This window comes from Deinococcus rubellus (assembly GCF_025244745.1).
GTDB classification, from domain to species: Bacteria; Deinococcota; Deinococci; order Deinococcales; family Deinococcaceae; genus Deinococcus; species Deinococcus rubellus.
On the sequence record NZ_CP104213.1, the window covers coordinates 1,608,516 to 1,623,779 of the forward strand.

A 15,264-nucleotide genomic window follows, 5' to 3' on the forward strand; every position below is an offset into this window, starting at 1 on the left:
ACCTCAGAACTGGAAATAAAGGAAGGGGGTATAGCTTTGTGCCGACAGCTTCATGATCGCCAAGACGAACAGTGGCAGTAGCGCCACGGTGGCCACCACTGCCGGGCCGGGGCGCAGCAGCTTACTTCCGACATCACCCACCCGCTGTCCCCAGACTGGGGCGACATAGACCAGCACGGCGGCAATCAGCATGGTGATCAACTCGCTAGGCCGTACCTGCCACGCCAACGTGTCACTCAGCGGCACGCCGTTTAGCCCCAGCATCCCCTTGTACATTCGGAAGGCGGCGGGCACATTGTCGGCGCGGAACATCACCCAGCCAAGAATGACCAGCAGCAGGGTACCGGGAATGGTTAGCCAGGTGGGGAAAGGCTGCCACAGCTTGGCTTCCTTCATGCGGCGCTCGATGGCCAGGATGCCGCCGTGCCAGGTACCCCACAGGATAAAGGTCCAGTTGGCCCCGTGCCACAGTCCGCCCAGCACCATCGTCAGGGCCAGGTTGACGTAGGTGCGGGTGCGTCCTTTGCGGTTGCCGCCCAGGCCGATGTAGAGGTACTCGCGCAGCCACGAACTCAGGCTCATGTGCCAGCGACGCCAGAACTCGGTGATGCTGCGGGAGATGTAGGGGTGGTTGAAGTTCTCAGGGAACTTGAAGCCCATCATGGCCGCCAACCCGATGGCCATGTCGGAGTAGCCCGAAAAATCGAAGTAGAGCTGCAAGGTGTAGGCCAGTGCCCCCAGCCAACTGTCAAAAAAGCTGGGGCTGGTCTGGCCAAAGGTGGCCGTCACGAGTGGCGCGATGGTGTCGGCAATCAGCACCTTCTTGGCAAATCCCGTCATGAAGCGGGTGGCCCCATAACTGAACTTCTCCAGGGTGTGGGTGCGGCTCAGGAACTGATCGGCCAGCAGGTTGTACTTCAGTACTGGCCCGGCGATCAGGTGCGGGAACAGGGCGATGAAGGCGGCAAAGTCCAGCAGGTTACGGGTGGGCGGCTCTTCTTTGCGGTAGATGTCCACCAAGTAGGAGATGGCGTGAAAGATAAAGAACGACAGGCCGATGGGCAAGAGAATCGGTGCCCAGGTAAACGGTGCAAACCCCAGGCCAGTCATGGCCGCGTTGAAGCTGCTGATGCCGAAGTTGGCGTACTTGAAGTAGCCCAGCGCACAGAGATTCAGCGTTACGGCCACCGTCAGGAGTTGAAAGCGACGTGGCCCGCTGGAGCGGTCAATCGCTAGGGCGAAGAAATAGGCGGCCAGCGTGACCCCGGCCAGCAGCCACAGGAAATCCAGCCGCCACCACGAGTACAGCGCGTAGCTACCGACCAGAATCCACGCGCTCCGCCCCTTGAAGGGCAGGAGGTAGTAGACGATCAGGAAAACCGGCAGGAACAGGAACAGGAAGACGTTACTGCTGAAGACCACGCCTGCCCCCGCCTTACTTGGTCTTGGTGCTGCTGGTAGTCAACGTGAGGCCGCTGTCGGTAAGGACCAGTGCGTAGGCGCTGCCGCGCTCCAACTTGACACCCTTGAGGGTGCCGAGTGCTTTGGTGCCGCTAAAGGCCGCCAGATCCACGGTGATGCCGTTGACGGCGCGGCTGCCGCTCTCGCCGGGCTTGACACCGCTCACCACAGCCGTTTTGCCGTCGGCAGTCTTGAGGTCGATGCTGACTATTTTACTGAGGTTATAAATCACCAGCAGGGCCTTGGCGCGGTTGTCGGCGGAAGGATCAGTCAGCAGATTGAGCTTAGTCCCATCGGCCACCACGCTGTAGAACTTGCCCGCCTCGACCTTCAGCTTGCCGCTGGTGCCGCCGATCTTGGCAGTGAAGTCGCCCTGGGGGATGACGACGTAAACGCTGGCGGCACCTTTATCAGCGGTGACGGCCTTGTCGCCGAGGGTGGCACTGGGTGCGTTCAATACCCGCACGAAGGCGCTATTGGCAGGTGGGGCCGGATCGTAGAGCAACTCTTGGGCGAGGACAGTGGTACCCGAGAGAAGAAGGAGGGGTAGAAGTTTGTTCATGGTTCACAGATTAAACTCTGGAGCTGAATTGCCCTGAGAAATAGTCGTGCTTGCTTTGACTGCCCCATCCCACGCTACAGCGAGGACGGATGATGGTGACTATGAGACGGCTTTGTTCACGGCAGCCGACGACAGCCGCGTCCTAGGAATCCATAGCGGCAGGTATCGGCCACCCAACACACACCTCAGCCCCCGCCTAGTCGGGGTTTTTTCACGCCCATGTCCAGGTGTCATGGGCGCGGCGAAACTCTAGCCATGACCCCGGAGGCCACTTGAAGCTCACTTTCCTTCTCTTCGGGCCGCTCCTGCTCTTCCCGGCAGCGGTCCTCACCCGGCCCGCAGCCTGCACCCTTACCCTCTCGCCGGATCAGGTGCGTGGCGTGGCCTACCACGTCCGGCTGATCGTCTCTCCTGGCTGCCCGGCCAGCACCGTGTTCCGTATTCGCAAGTCCAGCACCCTGAACGTCAAGCGCAAGGGTGCGCCGTACCAGCCGATCAAGCCGCTCACGGGCGCGTGGGAGATCGGCAAGGCCACCAACACCGTGCCCGCCGCTGAGCTGTGGACCTCGCTCACCTGGCGCTGGGAACTTTACGACGCTGAGCGCTACAGCAACGTCACGGGCGAACTGGGCGCATGGCGGGGCATTGTGCTGGAGCGTGCGCCATGACCAGTCCCGACGATTTCCAGCGGCTCTCAGCAGACATAGGTGAGGTCAAGAAGGTTCTGGAACGCCTCGACCGGAGCGTGGCGGGCGATCCCGCGACGGGCGTGCCGAGCATCCGAGAAACGTTGAACGCCGCCGTCAAGCAGGTTCAAGGCGACATTGACAAGATCAAAGTGGACCTCGCCGCCGTCGATGACGCTGCCTCTGACCGGCTGGACGCCATTGAGCAGGCCAGCCGGATTCAGGCGGCGCGTCAGGAGGGGCAGATGTTGATTATCAAGTGGTTGGGCGGCGGTTCCCTGGCCTCCCTGATTGCTGTGATCGTGACGGTGCTGAAGTTCAGTGGGAGCCACCCGTGAGTCCGCACATTGCCCGCGTGATGCCCGGCTGGGTCGCACCATTCCTGTGGGTGTTCGCCGCGTGTGTGGCCGTGCTGCTGGGCCTGCTGGCCTCGCAGCTCTACAGCAGCATCTGGCGGCCCTCGCCGTTCAGCTACACCGCCGAGGTGTACCTGCCAACCAAGCCGGAGGTCTGCCCCGGCGGGGTGGTGACGTGGCAGCCGCGCCTGATCGTCAACAAAACCCCGACGCTCCTGATGGTGGTGCGGACGCTGTGGGACGCCTCGGAGGGCCGCACGCTCAAGCCAGATACCGACCCGAAGTACTTCATCTGGACCCAGGCGCAGCAGGGGCAGACGCTCAACAGCACCTTCGGCAAGTACCCACTGCCCGCCGATCTGGAGCCGGGGTTTTACGAGATTCGCAGCGCGGCTACGTCGCTCAATTCTGACGCGGCGGCCTACCGGGTGCCATTCGTGATTCCAGAGAGCTGTTTCAAAAAGGGAGCGAAATGAACAAGATTCAACGCAGCATCGACGCCGTTTTGAGCGGCAAGCTCCAGATCGAGCGGGAGCCGAACTACTGCCTCAAGGCAGACCGGCAGGTCATCGAGGATGCAAACGACTGGCGCGGCGGCGAGTGGTACGCCCTCATGGCCATCTCGAAGCACCTAACGCCCGAGAACCGCAGACGTTCGCCCACCGTTCCCTGGGCACGGAGTATGGAGCAGGCGTTCATCGACCAGAAGATGACTGTGCCGCTGAGTGCAGCCAGCGCCGGGGACGTGGTGTTCTCTCGGCTGCCCAGCGACTTCGGTCACATCGGGCTGCTGGGCATTGAGAACGGCCAGCTCTACGTGCTGGAAAACGCCACAGTGCGCCGGGGCCGGTCCCTGGGCGGCTCGCTGAACTGGGTGCCGCTGCCGCAGTGGGGCGGGCTGACCACGGTGGGGCGAATGCCGCGTGACTGGGTATTCGACGCTGCGCCGCCAGCTCCGCCGGTTGTGGTGAAGCCTACCTCAGTTGCTGTGTCTCCTGGTCCTCGCGTGCTGATCGAGAACAGCGGCGGCGGCTGGGACAACGTGGCCGGTCAGCGCATCTCTCGCGGCGGTATCACCGTCAACGCCACCGATCCGGGCGCGGTGTGGATTGCTCTCAGGGGGGGAAAATGAAGAAGACTTTGATTCTCGGAATGCTGCTGCTGGCTGGCACGGCGGCGGCCCAGGCCGACGGCTTCGGCTTCGATCTGACGGGTCTGAGCCTTCTGGGGAGCAGCCCGGCGGCACTCGCGGCGGTGGTGTTCGGCGTGAACAGCACCATCAAGCGCAACATCTCCGTTCGATATGCCGCCTACGAGCCGCCGCGCAAGGAGCCGCCCGCCCCCATCTGGTGGGCCTTGAGTACGGTGTTGGGCGTGATTGGGGGCGTGGTGCTGTACTTCAGCAACCTGGGCGGGAGTTTGCCCCTGTTCGGCCTCACCGGCTGGCCCACCTCCATCTTCTTCGGCCTGGCCGCTGGCCTGACAGCGGTGATCGGGCGCGACGGGACGAAGACGGTGCTCGGCTGGATTGGAAACGCGGCCCCGCCTGCTGTGATCGTGCCCTCGACGGGCGGGCTGGAGGCCATTCCGCTGCTGGGCTTCCCGGCGGCCGAGCCGCCGCAGGATGACGCTGACTTCCCCGCCGCGACCCGCACCGACTGGCCCGCGCTGCATCTGCCGGATGACGCGCCGCTGGCCGATTCGCCTGTCGACCTGCCGCCCGCCGTCATTGTTGCTGCACCCGTACAGGAGACGCCATGAACGAACTGCTCAACCTCATCACCGGGATGGTCGGCGACAAGCTGTCTGTTGCCACCGTCCTCAAGCTTGCGCCCGTTCTTGCGCCGGTCGTCATTGACCTGGCTGATGGTGACGCCCATCTCTCAGCCGAGAATCGACTCAAGGTGCAGGAAGAAATCGAGAAGCTGCGCGAAATGGGGGAACTGTGAAAAAACGATTCGGACTTCTGGCTTTAACGTGCGTCATCGCCCTAGCTTCCTGCGCCCCGGCCCTGCAAGCCGCCCAGCAGGAGCAAGCTTCACTGAAGATCGACGGGCAAAGCGTGGTGTTCATCAATCCCGGCCCGGACACAGCAACGGCCCCGGCGCTGCTGCTGGGCGGCGACTTCGTGACCACCGACCAGAACTGCCGGAAGCGGGCCAGCGGGTACGTCGGGTGTAGCTTGCCAGATGTGACAGCGGGCAAGCTCTATCGGGTCATCATCGACCAGGGCAAGGTCAGCGGCGGATCGGTGACGTACTACCGGGCAGCCAGCGGCGTGCGGCCCATCTACTTGAGGCTGCCGTGAAGAAGAAATACGCGCTGCTGGCTCTGACCGGCTTGCTCATCCTCGGGGCTTGCTCTCAGCTCCCCACTGCCCACCCAGTTCCACCGAATGTCACGGGCGGGCCGCGCTAGACGCCACAAGTCCGCAAGCGCCCGCATTTGCTTTTTGACAGCCTTGATTCTCGCTCTTGTATAATTCGCAGGAGACCCCTGAGTCTCAAAAAAGCCCCCACTCCTGGCCGATGCCGGGAGCGGGGGCATTCTTCGCTTTTGTTCAATGGCAACTTTTACCCATACAATTATGCTATGAGCGAAAAGAAGAATCGTCCGCCTCGGGCAACCGTCAAGGTTACTCAGCAGCTTGAACTACCGACCCCGCTCCAGCAGGTCAAGCTCGATTCCCTGATGGTCAGATGTTGGCGCGCAGGACGCGAAGTGCTCTGGATAAGCGCAGATCACGAAATCCAAGAGGACCTACGCCGCAGTGACTCCCATGCAACCTTGGCCGTGTTCTGGCGCAAGCATATGGAAGGCATCATCTACGTGGACAACGATGGCCGGACAATCAGTGCAGCTGCCCACAAAGGCCTTCATGATTTGATGGTGCAGAATGCCAAGGCGGGAGAATGGCCGTCAAGTACCCCTGATGATTACTACGAAGGGCTACGGCATACATTCGGTACGGAGCCCAATCGGGCAGAGATCGAAGAAGCGCACCGAGAATTTGGCTGGATTGACTGACGGCAAGAAACTCAAATGTCCCGACCGAAAATATCCCGACCGATGAACTGGGGCTAAGCTGAGGGGCAAAAATAATCCACAGGCAAGAAGCAGGCCTGTGGATAACCCTTTGGACAATCTTATTCGCTCAGGTAGTCTTCCGGCTTGATGCCTTCCATCACCTGACTGATCTCTTCACCGATCTCCGCGCGCAGCTCCTCTGCTTCCTTCTTCTCCGGTTTCCAGTTCTCGAACCGGATCTCAGCCTGACGCGACACCGCCACCCGCATCTCGAAGTCGGGGTACTTGTCGCCCGCCCAGATCTCCAGACCCTCTTGCAGAAACGCGGCCAGCTTCTCGCCGTCCCATTTGCGGGTGTGCGTCGTCTCCTTGCCAGTCTTGACCTTGATGGGTGCAGGTGGAACGAAACGAATAAGCACATTTCTGGACATGGCGTAATGGCAGCAGCCTGGGCATTAAAGGGGTGGGCGTGCGTAATTCGTGCGTAAAAGGTCCGGCACCTTCCGCCTTCCAGCGCCTACCGCCGAGCTTCTTACCTCATGCGTAATGCTGTCCCAGACGGCAAAAATGTAACGTGCGGCTCCCAGCAAATACATCGCGCCACAAGCGGGGCGGTAATTTGCAAGCAGGATGTCCACGGTTCGAATCCGTGTGCCTCCACCAGCCAGTACAGCAAAAACGCCGCTTTAACGAGTGGCGTTTTTGCGTTGTAGCGGGCGTTTTCAGTGATGTGGTCAATATGCAGGCGGTTTTGCACAGGGGAGATCAGTTATCCACAGACAGGAGCGGGGGCTGTATAAGTCTTGGGGTGGATGACGCTCTACCTGCCTAGCCTGTACTAGAAGACAAGTAATCTCTTCACAAAGACTTCAACAAATACAAATACTGCCCAGCAGACATGCACGATCGTAAATGGCTTGCGCTGTGAAATACTTCCGCCGATCAAAGACGTGCCCATCAGTCCACTAATGAGACTATGGCCCATCAAGTCGTGATTTGTACTGCTTAAACGCCATTCCACCATTGCTTTGATCAGGCAGGCTAGGCCCAGTAATACGAGTAGTAGACGACTGATTCCCCATCTGATCGGTCTACTCATCGTTTCTCCTATGCCTAACTTTTTGATTCTGGCACGATTACAACCTTCAGGCCCGGTTCTTTCAGAATGGCAGGCCAGAGGCTGCAGCTATTGACCAGCGTTCAAAGAGCGGATTGGCGTAGATATGTGGGTAGCCAGCAGCGCCCAGTGCAGATTCACGGACGCGGCTTTGATCGGACTTTGCCTGATGTCTAGCTGGGTTCTTCCAGGATATCGTCGAAGGTGGGGAAATCTCCTTAACGTGCTTCCAGCAGTTCTGCTTCTGTTTCGCCGGGGAAGTCCTGGGCGATCTGCATCAGCTGAATGCCCTCTTTCTTCGCCTTCCACCCGCACGCCCCGGCGCAAGCTCAGGGAGGAACGAGTGTCATGCGGGGCGTGACGGTTGTGTAAGAATTTACATCCGACAATGGCCCATGGCATTCCTCAACTTCCGGCTGGTTTTCGTGGTCGCGCAGGTCATAGCCGGGTCAGGGCTGAGGCTCGGTCTGCTGCACCTGGCGCTTCGCGGCCCTCGCAAAATCATCTTGTCCTGACGCCTGGACTGACCAATCCCATCCACTGTGACAACGCCACCGGGCGGCTTTTTCATTGCCCAGAAGGTTTCGCGTAACTACTCAGCAGCAAAAACTAGGCATAATGATTTCACTGCGAAACACGCTGACGAGGCCATGCCAGACATTCAATCCCTGCTTGTGGAGCGTCGAGATGTCACTCCGGATACGGGCGAAGTGCTGGCCGCCCTCCTTGGATCGGAAGCCCCCAGAGACCTTGCGTTTAACGCACCACGGCCTGATGTCCCGTTCGGCCTGATTGTTGTCAAAAGGCACACCTTCGTCGTGGAGGAAGCGCAGCACCGCCTCGCGGTGCTGCTGGCACCTCAGGGCCAGGTTGCGGCCTGGTGTCTGTTTCGTTCGGCCTCGTCTCCCAGGGACCGGAGGTGCTGGAGGATTGGCCTTCAGTCCAGCGTCCAGCAGGGCATCGAACTGCTGTTCGAAGGCGATCACGAGGTCGGGAGTGATCGTCCCATCCTTCTGCTGGTGGTACACCAGGCGCAGCGCGTCTCGCAGCTCTCCCGCCCATACTTGAGCGTGATGCTCGGCGAGGCCACGCAGTTCGCGCAGCAGGTGTGCCCCGCAGAGTGCGTGTTTCGCGGAGAGCTTGAAAGACGTGCTCCAGGCGTCGTGCATCAGGATGCCCTTGAACTGCGGCAGGACATTCATGGCTTCCAGCGCGGCGAAGCCCCGCTGGGAATGCTGGCCATCCAGGGTGAGCTGCGCGCAGCTCACGACATGCATCCACTGCAGCTTGCCGTTGACCTTGCTGCCGGTCTCATCGGCGTGCAGGACGGGTTGATTGAGCAGCGCGGCTTTGAGCTGTGTCTCGAAGTCGATGAGGCGGTCAGCAGCCAATTGGAGGTTCAGGACAATGGTGCCTTCACTGGGATGCGCTCCACACAACGCTTCGAGGATCTCCGTGGTGCGTTCCAGCGGTATGAAGTGTGCCGCATTCAGGGAGACCGCCAGCCCATGAACCCGAGACCCGTACTGAACCCGGCCGGGAACGTCGTCAGGGAAGGATGCGTGCTGGCGGTGCCGACACCCTGGGCAGACCTTGACGTCCGCGCGGTACTCGGTCACCTGCAAACGCAGCTCTGGCAGGTCCATGACCTGCCGTGCTACGTGCCCTTGGGCACTGACGCTCTCCCACGCGTGTCCACAGGCGCAATATCCGGTCAACGGTAAGGAGACGACCTCATCCACGTGCTCCGCCATCTTGAGGGTCTTACCGACATGACCACGTTGAGCGCCAGACGACCGGCCGGTCTTCTGGCGCTCACTCTTGGGTACCCACGGCTTGTCTTTGCTCGGTGGTTGACTGGACGTCGTGCTGTCCTGTGCCAACCGGGCCTCGAGGTCCCGGAGCCGTCCGAGCAACTGAGCCACCTGCGCTTCGAGTTCACGAATCCGGGCCTCAAGGCGCTCACAGTTGGGACAGGGAACTTCGCAGATGTCCAACTGTAGCAAGGAGACTGAGCTACCTCGCTGAGTAGTTACGGTTTCGCTTTGCTTGTCCTGCTGCTGGCCGCTCTACAGCCGGACAACCATCTTGCCGGTGTTCTGACCATTCAGCAGACCCATGAAGGCTCCCGGTGTGTTCTCGATGCCCTCAATGACCGTCTCATCGTGGTGCAATTCGCCGGACGCGATCCAGCCGCTGACCTCCTGCACGAACGCCGCGAACAGGTGGCTGTAACTGCTGACGATAAAGCCTTTCAGCGTCAGTTGCTTGCCGACAGCCAGCGCCAGGTTGCGCGGGCCGCTGGGCGGCTGGGCCGCGTTGTACTGGCTGATGGCCCCGCAGAGCGCCGCACGCCCGAAGGGATTGAAGACGCTCAAGGCCGCTTCCAGATGGTCGCCGCCCACGTTGTCGAAGTACACGTCTATGCCGTCCGGCGCGGCCTTGCGGAGTTGCTGGAGTACTGGAGCATCTTTGTAATTGAAAGCGGCGTCAAAGCCCAGGACGCCGGTCAGGTGGGCCACCTTTTCTGACGATCCGGCGCTGCCGATGACCCGCCCAGCCCCCTTGAGACGGGCGATCTGGCCCACCGCGCTGCCCACCGCCCCTGCCGCGCCTGACACGAACACCACGTCGCCCGGCTTGAAGGCGGCGACCTCCAGCAGTCCAGCGTAGGCGGTCAGGCCGGGCATGCCCAGAATGCCCAGGTAGGCGCTGGGCGAGACGCCAGGCTGGATGTCCAGCTTGCGCGCCGCCTGCGCAGGCATCAGCGCGTGGGTGCGCCAGCCCCGGTCATGTAGCACCAGATCGCCCACGCTGAGCCCATCTGCGCCCGAGGCCACCACCTCGCCCACCGCGCCACCGGTCATGGTTTCGTTCAGCGCGAAGGGCGGGGTGTACGATTTGACGTCGTTCATGCGTCCTCGCATGTAGGGATCGACGGTCAGGTAGAGGTTGCGAACCAGCACCTCGCCTGCGCCCGGCTGGCCGAGTTCGCGCTCCACCAGGGCAAAATCACTGTTCTTGGGTTCGCCCTGGGGACGGGCGGCCAGTTGAATCTCGCGGGAAATCGTGCGCTGAGCAGAAGTCATGCCGGTATTGGGCCGTTTAACGGGTCGGGGAACTGTGATGCATCATTCGATTTAAAACGCCTGCGGTGGTCGGTTGTACATGGTGAACTTTATCTCGAAAAACCGTCGGCGATTTGATGTTCAGCTGCCAAATGGCTTCCCTGCTGGACTAGGGTCTGTCTGGCTGAGTTTTCAGAGCCAGAGGACAATGCACGCAACGTGTACAACGGCTAAAAACTGATGTCCACGTTTTTCGTAGCGGGTGGCGAGTGCTCTAAAATCCTTGAGCCGATTGATGTTGCATTCCACCACCTGGCGGCCCTTGTCGGCTTCAGCGTCGAATTTCGGGGGCCGACCTCCACGACTGCCCTTCTTCAACCGCGCTTTCTTGGCATCCTTGCGTTCAGGACAAACACAGACGATCTTGCGGCTCCGCAGTTGCTGACGGTACTTCCGTGCACCGTACGCACGATCTACGCGCACCATCGGCGGACGCTTCCGAGGGCGGCCCGGACCGGGCCGCCGGATGCAGACCTCGTCAAGGAGGGGAAGCAGGTAGGTCGGGTCGCTGGCCTGACCCTCCGACACCAGCACGGCCAACGGGCGGCGTTTTCCCTCGGTCAGCACGTGGATCTTGCTGTTTCGTCCTCCACGGCTGATGCCGAGCCACTCATCGTTGAGTGCCCCCTTTTTTCCAGCTTAGCTGGCTGTTTTCGTGCGCCCACCGCAGCGCGGTGGGCTTTACAACTGGTGCTATCCAGGGACGCGCCGTCCCAATCAATCTTTCCCTGAGCATCTTCCTTGACCTGGAGGGCCACGAGGACGCGTTTCCAGGTGCCATCGCGTGACCAGCGGGTGAAGCGATCCCAACACGTTTCCCAGGGGCCATACCGTTCTGGGATGTCCCGCCACGGTGCTCCCGTCTTCAGCCGCCAGAGAATGCCATTGATGACCGGCAGATGCGGCTTGTAGGCATGTCCGTGCCGGGGGTTACCTGGCCATTCAGGCTCCAGTTTTGCCCATTGTTCCGGCGTGAGATCTGTTCTGCCCATGACAGACGACTCTATCAAACTTAGCCAGACAGACCCTAGGGCACTCAGCTGCCTCCCATACCATGCCAGCGCCGCGCCCATCACCTATACGACCCGAGCAAAGCGCCATCATGGCGGTGTGCGGCGGATCGTTCACATCGACATGGACGCCTTTTACGCCAGCGTCGAGGTGCGTGACCAGCCCAGCCTGCGCGGTCAGGCCGTCGCGGTGGCGCACCAGAGTAAGCGCGGCGTGGTCCTGACTGCCAGCTACGAGGCCCGCGCTTACGGTGTCCGCAGCGCCATGCCCACCAGTCTGGCCCTGCAAAAATGCCCGCATCTCCTGCTCGCTGCGCCCCGGATGGACGTGTATAAGCAAGTCTCGGACGTCATCCGGGCCGTGTTCTTCCGGTATACCGATCTGGTCGAGCCGCTCTCGCTGGATGAAGCGTATCTGGATGTGAGCCACCACCCTTCCGGCACCCGCATCGCTCAGGCGATCAAGGTTGACATCCGGCGCGAGGCTGGTCTTACCGCCTCCGCCGGGGTCAGCTTCAACAAGTTTCTGGCCAAGCTCGCTTCCGACATGCACAAGCCCGACGGCCTGACCGTCATTCGCCCCGAGGACGCCGAGGCACTGATTGCCGCCCTGCCTGTGGAAGGGTTTCACGGCGTCGGCCCGGCCACGCGGGGCCGGATGCACGACCACCAGCTCTTTACCGGAGCCGACCTCAAGCGTCAGTCGCTCGCGGACTTGACCCGCTGGTTCGGCGCGCAGGGCGCACACTTTCACCGGATCAGCCACGGAATAGATGAGCGTCCCGTCGATCCGGACCGTGAGCGCAAGAGTGTCGGCGTGGAGCGCACCTTCGAGGACGACCTGACGCGCTTCGCCGAGGTGCAGGCGGCCTTGCCGGGGCTGATCGAACTGCTGATCCCGCGCCTGACGCGTGCCGACTACCGGGGGCGCAGTCTGGTGCTGAAAGTCAAGTTCGCGGACCGGACCCTGCTGACCCGCCGACTCACCAGTCCCGTACCGCTGACCGATCCGGCACGGCTGCTCAGACTGGCGCGAGAACTGCTGACCCCGGAACTGCTCTCGGGCCGTCCGGTGCGGCTGCTGGGCCTGAGCGTTCAAAATCAGCTCGCCCCACCCGCGTCGGGAGCGCAGCCGCCGCTGTTTCCGCAGTGAGGGCGGCTGGAGTTTCGGTGTTGCCGCAGTAAAAATGGCGGGGGCGAAGACCCGCTTCAGTCTTCGCCCCCGCCTACCCGCTCCCCTGTCAGTCGTTGGCTGAGCTGACCGGCACAGCCGGCGCAGTCACACCCGAGCCGCGCATCGTCAGGGCGCTGAGCAGGTTGACTCCGGTGGCGTTCTCGACCTGCTCGATCAGCGAGACGATGTTGCCGGGCAGGGTGCCGATGGCGTTCCGGGTGGCCTGGCCTGATCCCGAATCGAGCACCGTGATCTTGTCGATCTGCATGCCGCGCACCGCATCGGCAAACTCGGAGACGATGCCGGGCAGCATGTTGAGGATGTATGCCCGCTCGCCCTCGCTGCCTGCCTGCCGGAACGCCTCGGTCATCAGCCGCACGGCCTCGGCCTTGGCACGGCCCTCCTCGATGATCGGCGCGGCGGCGGCCTGGGCTTCCAGGAGTTTGGCCTCGCGCTGGGCGCGGGCGGGGGCCACCACGTCGGCCTCGTAGCGCTTGGCGTTCAGAATGACGCGCTCCTGCTCGAGCTGCTGCTCGGCCACCACGCGGGCGCGCTCGGCGGTGACTTTGGCCTCGTTTTCCTTGGAGGCGGCCACCGCGCCGAGTTCGGCAGTGCGGATTCTGAGCATGTTCTGCTGCTCCAGCACCGCTTGGGAGCTGATGGCCTGAGCCACCTGGGCACGCTGGCGTGCCTGGGCCTCGGCCTGGGTCGCTTCGGCGTCGCGCTCGGCCTCGGCCACGCGGGCTTCCTTGAGCACGTCGGCGGTCTGGCGGCGGCCAATGCTGTCGAGGTAGCCCGAGGCGTCCGAGACATTCTGAATCTTCAGGGTGTCGAGCTTGATGCCCAGGTTGCCCAGGTCGTGGTCGGCCTCGCCGATGAGTTCCTCGGCGAAGCGGAGGCGGTCCTGGTTGATCTCCTCGGGAGTCAGGGTGGCGACCACGCCGCGCAGGTTGCCCTCCAGGGTGTCGCGCACGATGTTGGTGAGCTGCTTGCGGTCAGTGTCGAGAAACCGCTCGATGGCGTTGGAGAGCTGCGGCTCGTGGGCGTTGATCTTGACGTTGGCGACGGCGTGGATGGTCAGCGGAATGCCGCCCTTGGAGTAGGCGTTCTCGACGCGCAGATCGAGCGGAATGGTCGTGAGGTCCATCCAGGCGACTTTTTCGAGCAGCGGCACGCGAAAGGCCCGCCCGCCGCGAATGACCCGGTAGCCTACCGAGTCGCCCTCAGCGGTGGTGCGCGAGCGGCCCGAGATGACCACCACCTTGTTGGGGGGCACGATGATCAGCAGAGAGCGGATCATCATCAGCACGATGAAAATACCGAAGAGGACGATCAGGGCGAGCACAATGGTTCCGGTCATGAGGGGCCTCGGAGAAAGGAAAGGTGAGCGGGGCGAGGGAACGTCGGGGCAGGGAAGATGAGCGAATGCAGGGTTGTGCTGAGCAAAGAGAAAACAGGCTCAGCCCTGCCGGTCAGGACTGGCGGCATCAGTTGCCCTCCCAGACCCGCACGTCCAGCAGGCCGCCCTCGACCCCGATCACGATGATCTGGTCGCCGGGGTGCAGGGTGTCGGCGCTGCGGGCCAGGAGCTGCTCGGTCTGGCCTGCCACGATCAATTCGACCTTGCCGGGCTGCCCACCCACCGGAGCCACCGTCACCTTGCCGGTGCGGCCCGTGAGGGTCAGGGCCTGGGTCGCGGTTTCGCCTCGCGTGCGCGCCAGCCGCAGGGCCACCGCTGCGAACGCGCCGACCAGCAGTCCGCAGATCAGCGCAAACCCCAGTTGCGCCAGCCCGCCGAGGCCCAGGCCGCGCGCTGCCAGCCCGCCCAGCCCGAAGAAAGCTGCGAAACTCACCATCGCCCGCAGCGAGAAGTAGCTGGCCCAGCCATCCTGGGCCTCCATCACGTGGTCCGGGTGACCTGTGCCCACGTCCGAGCCACTGGGGTCGTGGTCGTGGCCGCCTATCACCGAAAAGGCCAGTAGGCCGCCGCCCACGATGAAGCAAAACAAGTACAGCATGAGCATTGACGCCTCCTGAAAGCAGGTACGGGTTCAGCGGGCCAGAAGTTGCGGGCGCGGCGCACTCAGGGCATCAGCCGCTCGACCGTCCAGCCCTCCCCAGCCCGGCGGTACACGAAGCGGTCGTGCATCCGGTTCGCTCGTCCCTGCCAGAATTCCCATTCCTGCGGCGCGATTCGGTAACCGCCCCAGAAGTCGGGTCTGGGCACCTCGCTGCCCTCCGGATACTGCGCCTCCAAAGCGCTGAGCCTGGCCTCCAGCGCCGCCCGGCTCTCAACTGGGGCGCTCTGCGGGTCGCTGGCGTGGGCAGCGAGCTGCGACTCGCGGGGGCGCTTGTGAAAGTAGGTGTCCGATTCCTCCAGGCTGACTTTCTCGGCGGAGCCGTAAACGCGCACCTGCCGCTCCAGATCGGGCCAGAAGAACAGCAGCTCGGCCTGCGGGTTGGTGGCCAGATCATGGCCCTTGTGAGACCCGTAATTGGTGTAGAAGGTCAGGCCGCGCTCGTCCGCGCCGCGCAGCAGCACCGTGCGGACGCTGGGCCGCCCGGCAGCGTCGGCAGTGGCCAGGCTTAGCGCGTAGGGTTCGCGCACCTGGCTGTGCTGGGCGGACCCGAACCAGCCCTGAAACTGTGCCAGCGGATCGGCAGCGAGGTCGGCGCGGCGGAGTTCGCCCTGGGTATACGAAACGCGCAGGGCGGTGAGGTCGGGTGAATCGCTCATGTGCTC

General features: G+C 62.6%; 18 protein-coding genes. 9 read left to right on the top strand and 9 right to left on the bottom strand.

Translation table 11 applies throughout. The features are described 5' to 3' along the window. Positions 1–3: 3 nt before the first annotated feature. Positions 4–1,422, bottom strand: coding sequence for an MBOAT family O-acyltransferase (locus N0D28_RS08400; RefSeq protein WP_260559088.1), 1,419 nt, complete (start codon positions 1,420–1,422; stop codon positions 4–6). 13 nt (positions 1,423–1,435) lie between these two features. After that, entirely contained in the window at positions 1,436–2,023 is a 588-nt protein-coding gene (locus N0D28_RS08405; RefSeq protein ID WP_260559089.1) for an alginate O-acetyltransferase AlgF, read from the bottom strand. 272 nt (positions 2,024–2,295) lie between these two features. Between N0D28_RS08405 and N0D28_RS08410 the strand changes: the two genes are divergently transcribed. The 8 genes from N0D28_RS08410 (at position 2,296) to N0D28_RS08445 (ending at position 6,092) form a co-directional block, all read left to right on the top strand. Continuing rightward, positions 2,296–2,691 carry a hypothetical protein gene (locus tag N0D28_RS08410; protein WP_260559090.1) on the top strand — a complete coding sequence of 132 codons (396 nt, stop codon included), beginning with the start codon at positions 2,296–2,298 and terminating at the stop codon, positions 2,689–2,691. Beyond that, positions 2,688–3,047 (top strand): hypothetical protein, encoded by a 360-nt coding sequence (locus N0D28_RS08415; protein ID WP_260559091.1) that lies wholly within the window; start codon positions 2,688–2,690, stop codon positions 3,045–3,047. Before N0D28_RS08410 ends, N0D28_RS08415 begins: the two co-directional genes overlap by 4 nt. Next, positions 3,044–3,541 carry a hypothetical protein gene (locus N0D28_RS08420; RefSeq protein WP_260559092.1) on the top strand — a complete coding sequence of 166 codons (498 nt, stop codon included), beginning with the start codon at positions 3,044–3,046 and terminating at the stop codon, positions 3,539–3,541. The genes N0D28_RS08415 and N0D28_RS08420 overlap by 4 nt, the downstream gene beginning before the upstream one ends. Then, complete coding sequence (locus tag N0D28_RS08425) at positions 3,538–4,197, top strand: hypothetical protein (protein ID WP_260559093.1); 660 nt, start codon at positions 3,538–3,540, stop codon at positions 4,195–4,197. The genes N0D28_RS08420 and N0D28_RS08425 overlap by 4 nt, the downstream gene beginning before the upstream one ends. Continuing rightward, a complete protein-coding gene (locus N0D28_RS08430) occupies positions 4,194–4,826 on the top strand; it encodes a hypothetical protein (RefSeq protein ID WP_260559094.1) in 633 nt (210 codons plus the stop codon). Before N0D28_RS08425 ends, N0D28_RS08430 begins: the two co-directional genes overlap by 4 nt. Beyond that, positions 4,823–5,014 carry a hypothetical protein gene (locus tag N0D28_RS08435; RefSeq protein WP_260559095.1) on the top strand — a complete coding sequence of 64 codons (192 nt, stop codon included), beginning with the start codon at positions 4,823–4,825 and terminating at the stop codon, positions 5,012–5,014. Before N0D28_RS08430 ends, N0D28_RS08435 begins: the two co-directional genes overlap by 4 nt. Further along, entirely contained in the window at positions 5,011–5,373 is a 363-nt protein-coding gene (locus N0D28_RS08440; protein ID WP_260559096.1) for a hypothetical protein, read from the top strand. The genes N0D28_RS08435 and N0D28_RS08440 overlap by 4 nt, the downstream gene beginning before the upstream one ends. 284 nt (positions 5,374–5,657) lie before the next feature. Next, complete coding sequence (locus N0D28_RS08445; RefSeq protein ID WP_260559097.1) at positions 5,658–6,092, top strand: hypothetical protein; 435 nt, start codon at positions 5,658–5,660, stop codon at positions 6,090–6,092. 119 nt (positions 6,093–6,211) lie between these two features. Here the strand turns inward: N0D28_RS08445 and N0D28_RS08450 are convergent, their stop codons facing one another. From N0D28_RS08450 to N0D28_RS08465, 4 genes are all read right to left on the bottom strand, one after another. Further along, positions 6,212–6,523 (bottom strand): hypothetical protein, encoded by a 312-nt coding sequence (locus tag N0D28_RS08450; protein WP_260559098.1) that lies wholly within the window; start codon positions 6,521–6,523, stop codon positions 6,212–6,214. 1,282 nt (positions 6,524–7,805) lie between these two features. Further along, a complete protein-coding gene (tnpC, locus tag N0D28_RS08455) occupies positions 7,806–9,155 on the bottom strand; it encodes an IS66 family transposase (RefSeq protein ID WP_260561822.1) in 1,350 nt (449 codons plus the stop codon). Positions 9,156–9,278: 123 nt separating this feature from the next. Next, positions 9,279–10,298 (bottom strand): NADP-dependent oxidoreductase, encoded by a 1,020-nt coding sequence (locus tag N0D28_RS08460; RefSeq protein ID WP_260559099.1) that lies wholly within the window; start codon positions 10,296–10,298, stop codon positions 9,279–9,281. A gap of 171 nt (positions 10,299–10,469) precedes the next feature. Further along, a protein-coding gene (locus N0D28_RS08465; RefSeq protein ID WP_260559100.1) for an IS5 family transposase occupies positions 10,470–11,329 on the bottom strand; the annotation gives its coding sequence in 2 pieces (ribosomal slippage) (positions 10,470–10,972 and positions 10,972–11,329; 861 coding nt in all). Between the two features lie 118 nt (positions 11,330–11,447). Between N0D28_RS08465 and dinB the strand changes: the two genes are divergently transcribed. Then, the gene (dinB, locus tag N0D28_RS08470; protein ID WP_260559101.1) at positions 11,448–12,500 is read left to right on the top strand and encodes a DNA polymerase IV; all 1,053 of its coding nucleotides are present in this window, start codon (positions 11,448–11,450) and stop codon (positions 12,498–12,500) included. Positions 12,501–12,588: 88 nt separating this feature from the next. Here dinB and N0D28_RS08475 read toward each other — a convergent pair whose 3' ends face one another. The 3 genes from N0D28_RS08475 to pdxH form a co-directional block, all read right to left on the bottom strand. Next, on the bottom strand, positions 12,589–13,881 hold the full coding sequence (locus N0D28_RS08475; RefSeq protein ID WP_260559102.1) for a flotillin family protein: 1,293 nt from the start codon (positions 13,879–13,881) through the stop codon (positions 12,589–12,591). A gap of 127 nt (positions 13,882–14,008) precedes the next feature. Beyond that, positions 14,009–14,545, bottom strand: coding sequence for an NfeD family protein (locus tag N0D28_RS08480; RefSeq protein WP_260559103.1), 537 nt, complete (start codon positions 14,543–14,545; stop codon positions 14,009–14,011). A 59-nt stretch (positions 14,546–14,604) separates the two neighbouring features. Beyond that, on the bottom strand, positions 14,605–15,258 hold the full coding sequence (pdxH, locus tag N0D28_RS08485) for a pyridoxamine 5'-phosphate oxidase (RefSeq protein WP_260559104.1): 654 nt from the start codon (positions 15,256–15,258) through the stop codon (positions 14,605–14,607). Positions 15,259–15,264: the final 6 nt, after the last annotated feature.

Bases quoted from the DNA above. Each gene is read 5' to 3' on its own strand.
- N0D28_RS08405 (WP_260559089.1), bottom strand. From the start codon at position 2,023: ATGAACAAACTTCTACCCCTCCTTCTTCTCTCGGGTACCACTGTCCTC.
- N0D28_RS08415 (WP_260559091.1), top strand. From the start codon at position 2,688: ATGACCAGTCCCGACGATTTCCAGCGGCTCTCAGCAGACATAGGTGAG.
- N0D28_RS08425 (WP_260559093.1), top strand. From the start codon at position 3,538: ATGAACAAGATTCAACGCAGCATCGACGCCGTTTTGAGCGGCAAGCTC.
- N0D28_RS08430 (WP_260559094.1), top strand. From the start codon at position 4,194: ATGAAGAAGACTTTGATTCTCGGAATGCTGCTGCTGGCTGGCACGGCG.
- N0D28_RS08435 (WP_260559095.1), top strand. From the start codon at position 4,823: ATGAACGAACTGCTCAACCTCATCACCGGGATGGTCGGCGACAAGCTG.
- N0D28_RS08445 (WP_260559097.1), top strand. From the start codon at position 5,658: ATGAGCGAAAAGAAGAATCGTCCGCCTCGGGCAACCGTCAAGGTTACT.
- N0D28_RS08450 (WP_260559098.1), bottom strand. From the start codon at position 6,523: ATGTCCAGAAATGTGCTTATTCGTTTCGTTCCACCTGCACCCATCAAG.
- N0D28_RS08460 (WP_260559099.1), bottom strand. From the start codon at position 10,298: ATGACTTCTGCTCAGCGCACGATTTCCCGCGAGATTCAACTGGCCGCC.
- N0D28_RS08475 (WP_260559102.1), bottom strand. From the start codon at position 13,881: ATGACCGGAACCATTGTGCTCGCCCTGATCGTCCTCTTCGGTATTTTC.
- N0D28_RS08480 (WP_260559103.1), bottom strand. From the start codon at position 14,545: ATGCTCATGCTGTACTTGTTTTGCTTCATCGTGGGCGGCGGCCTACTG.
- pdxH (WP_260559104.1), bottom strand. From the start codon at position 15,258: ATGAGCGATTCACCCGACCTCACCGCCCTGCGCGTTTCGTATACCCAG.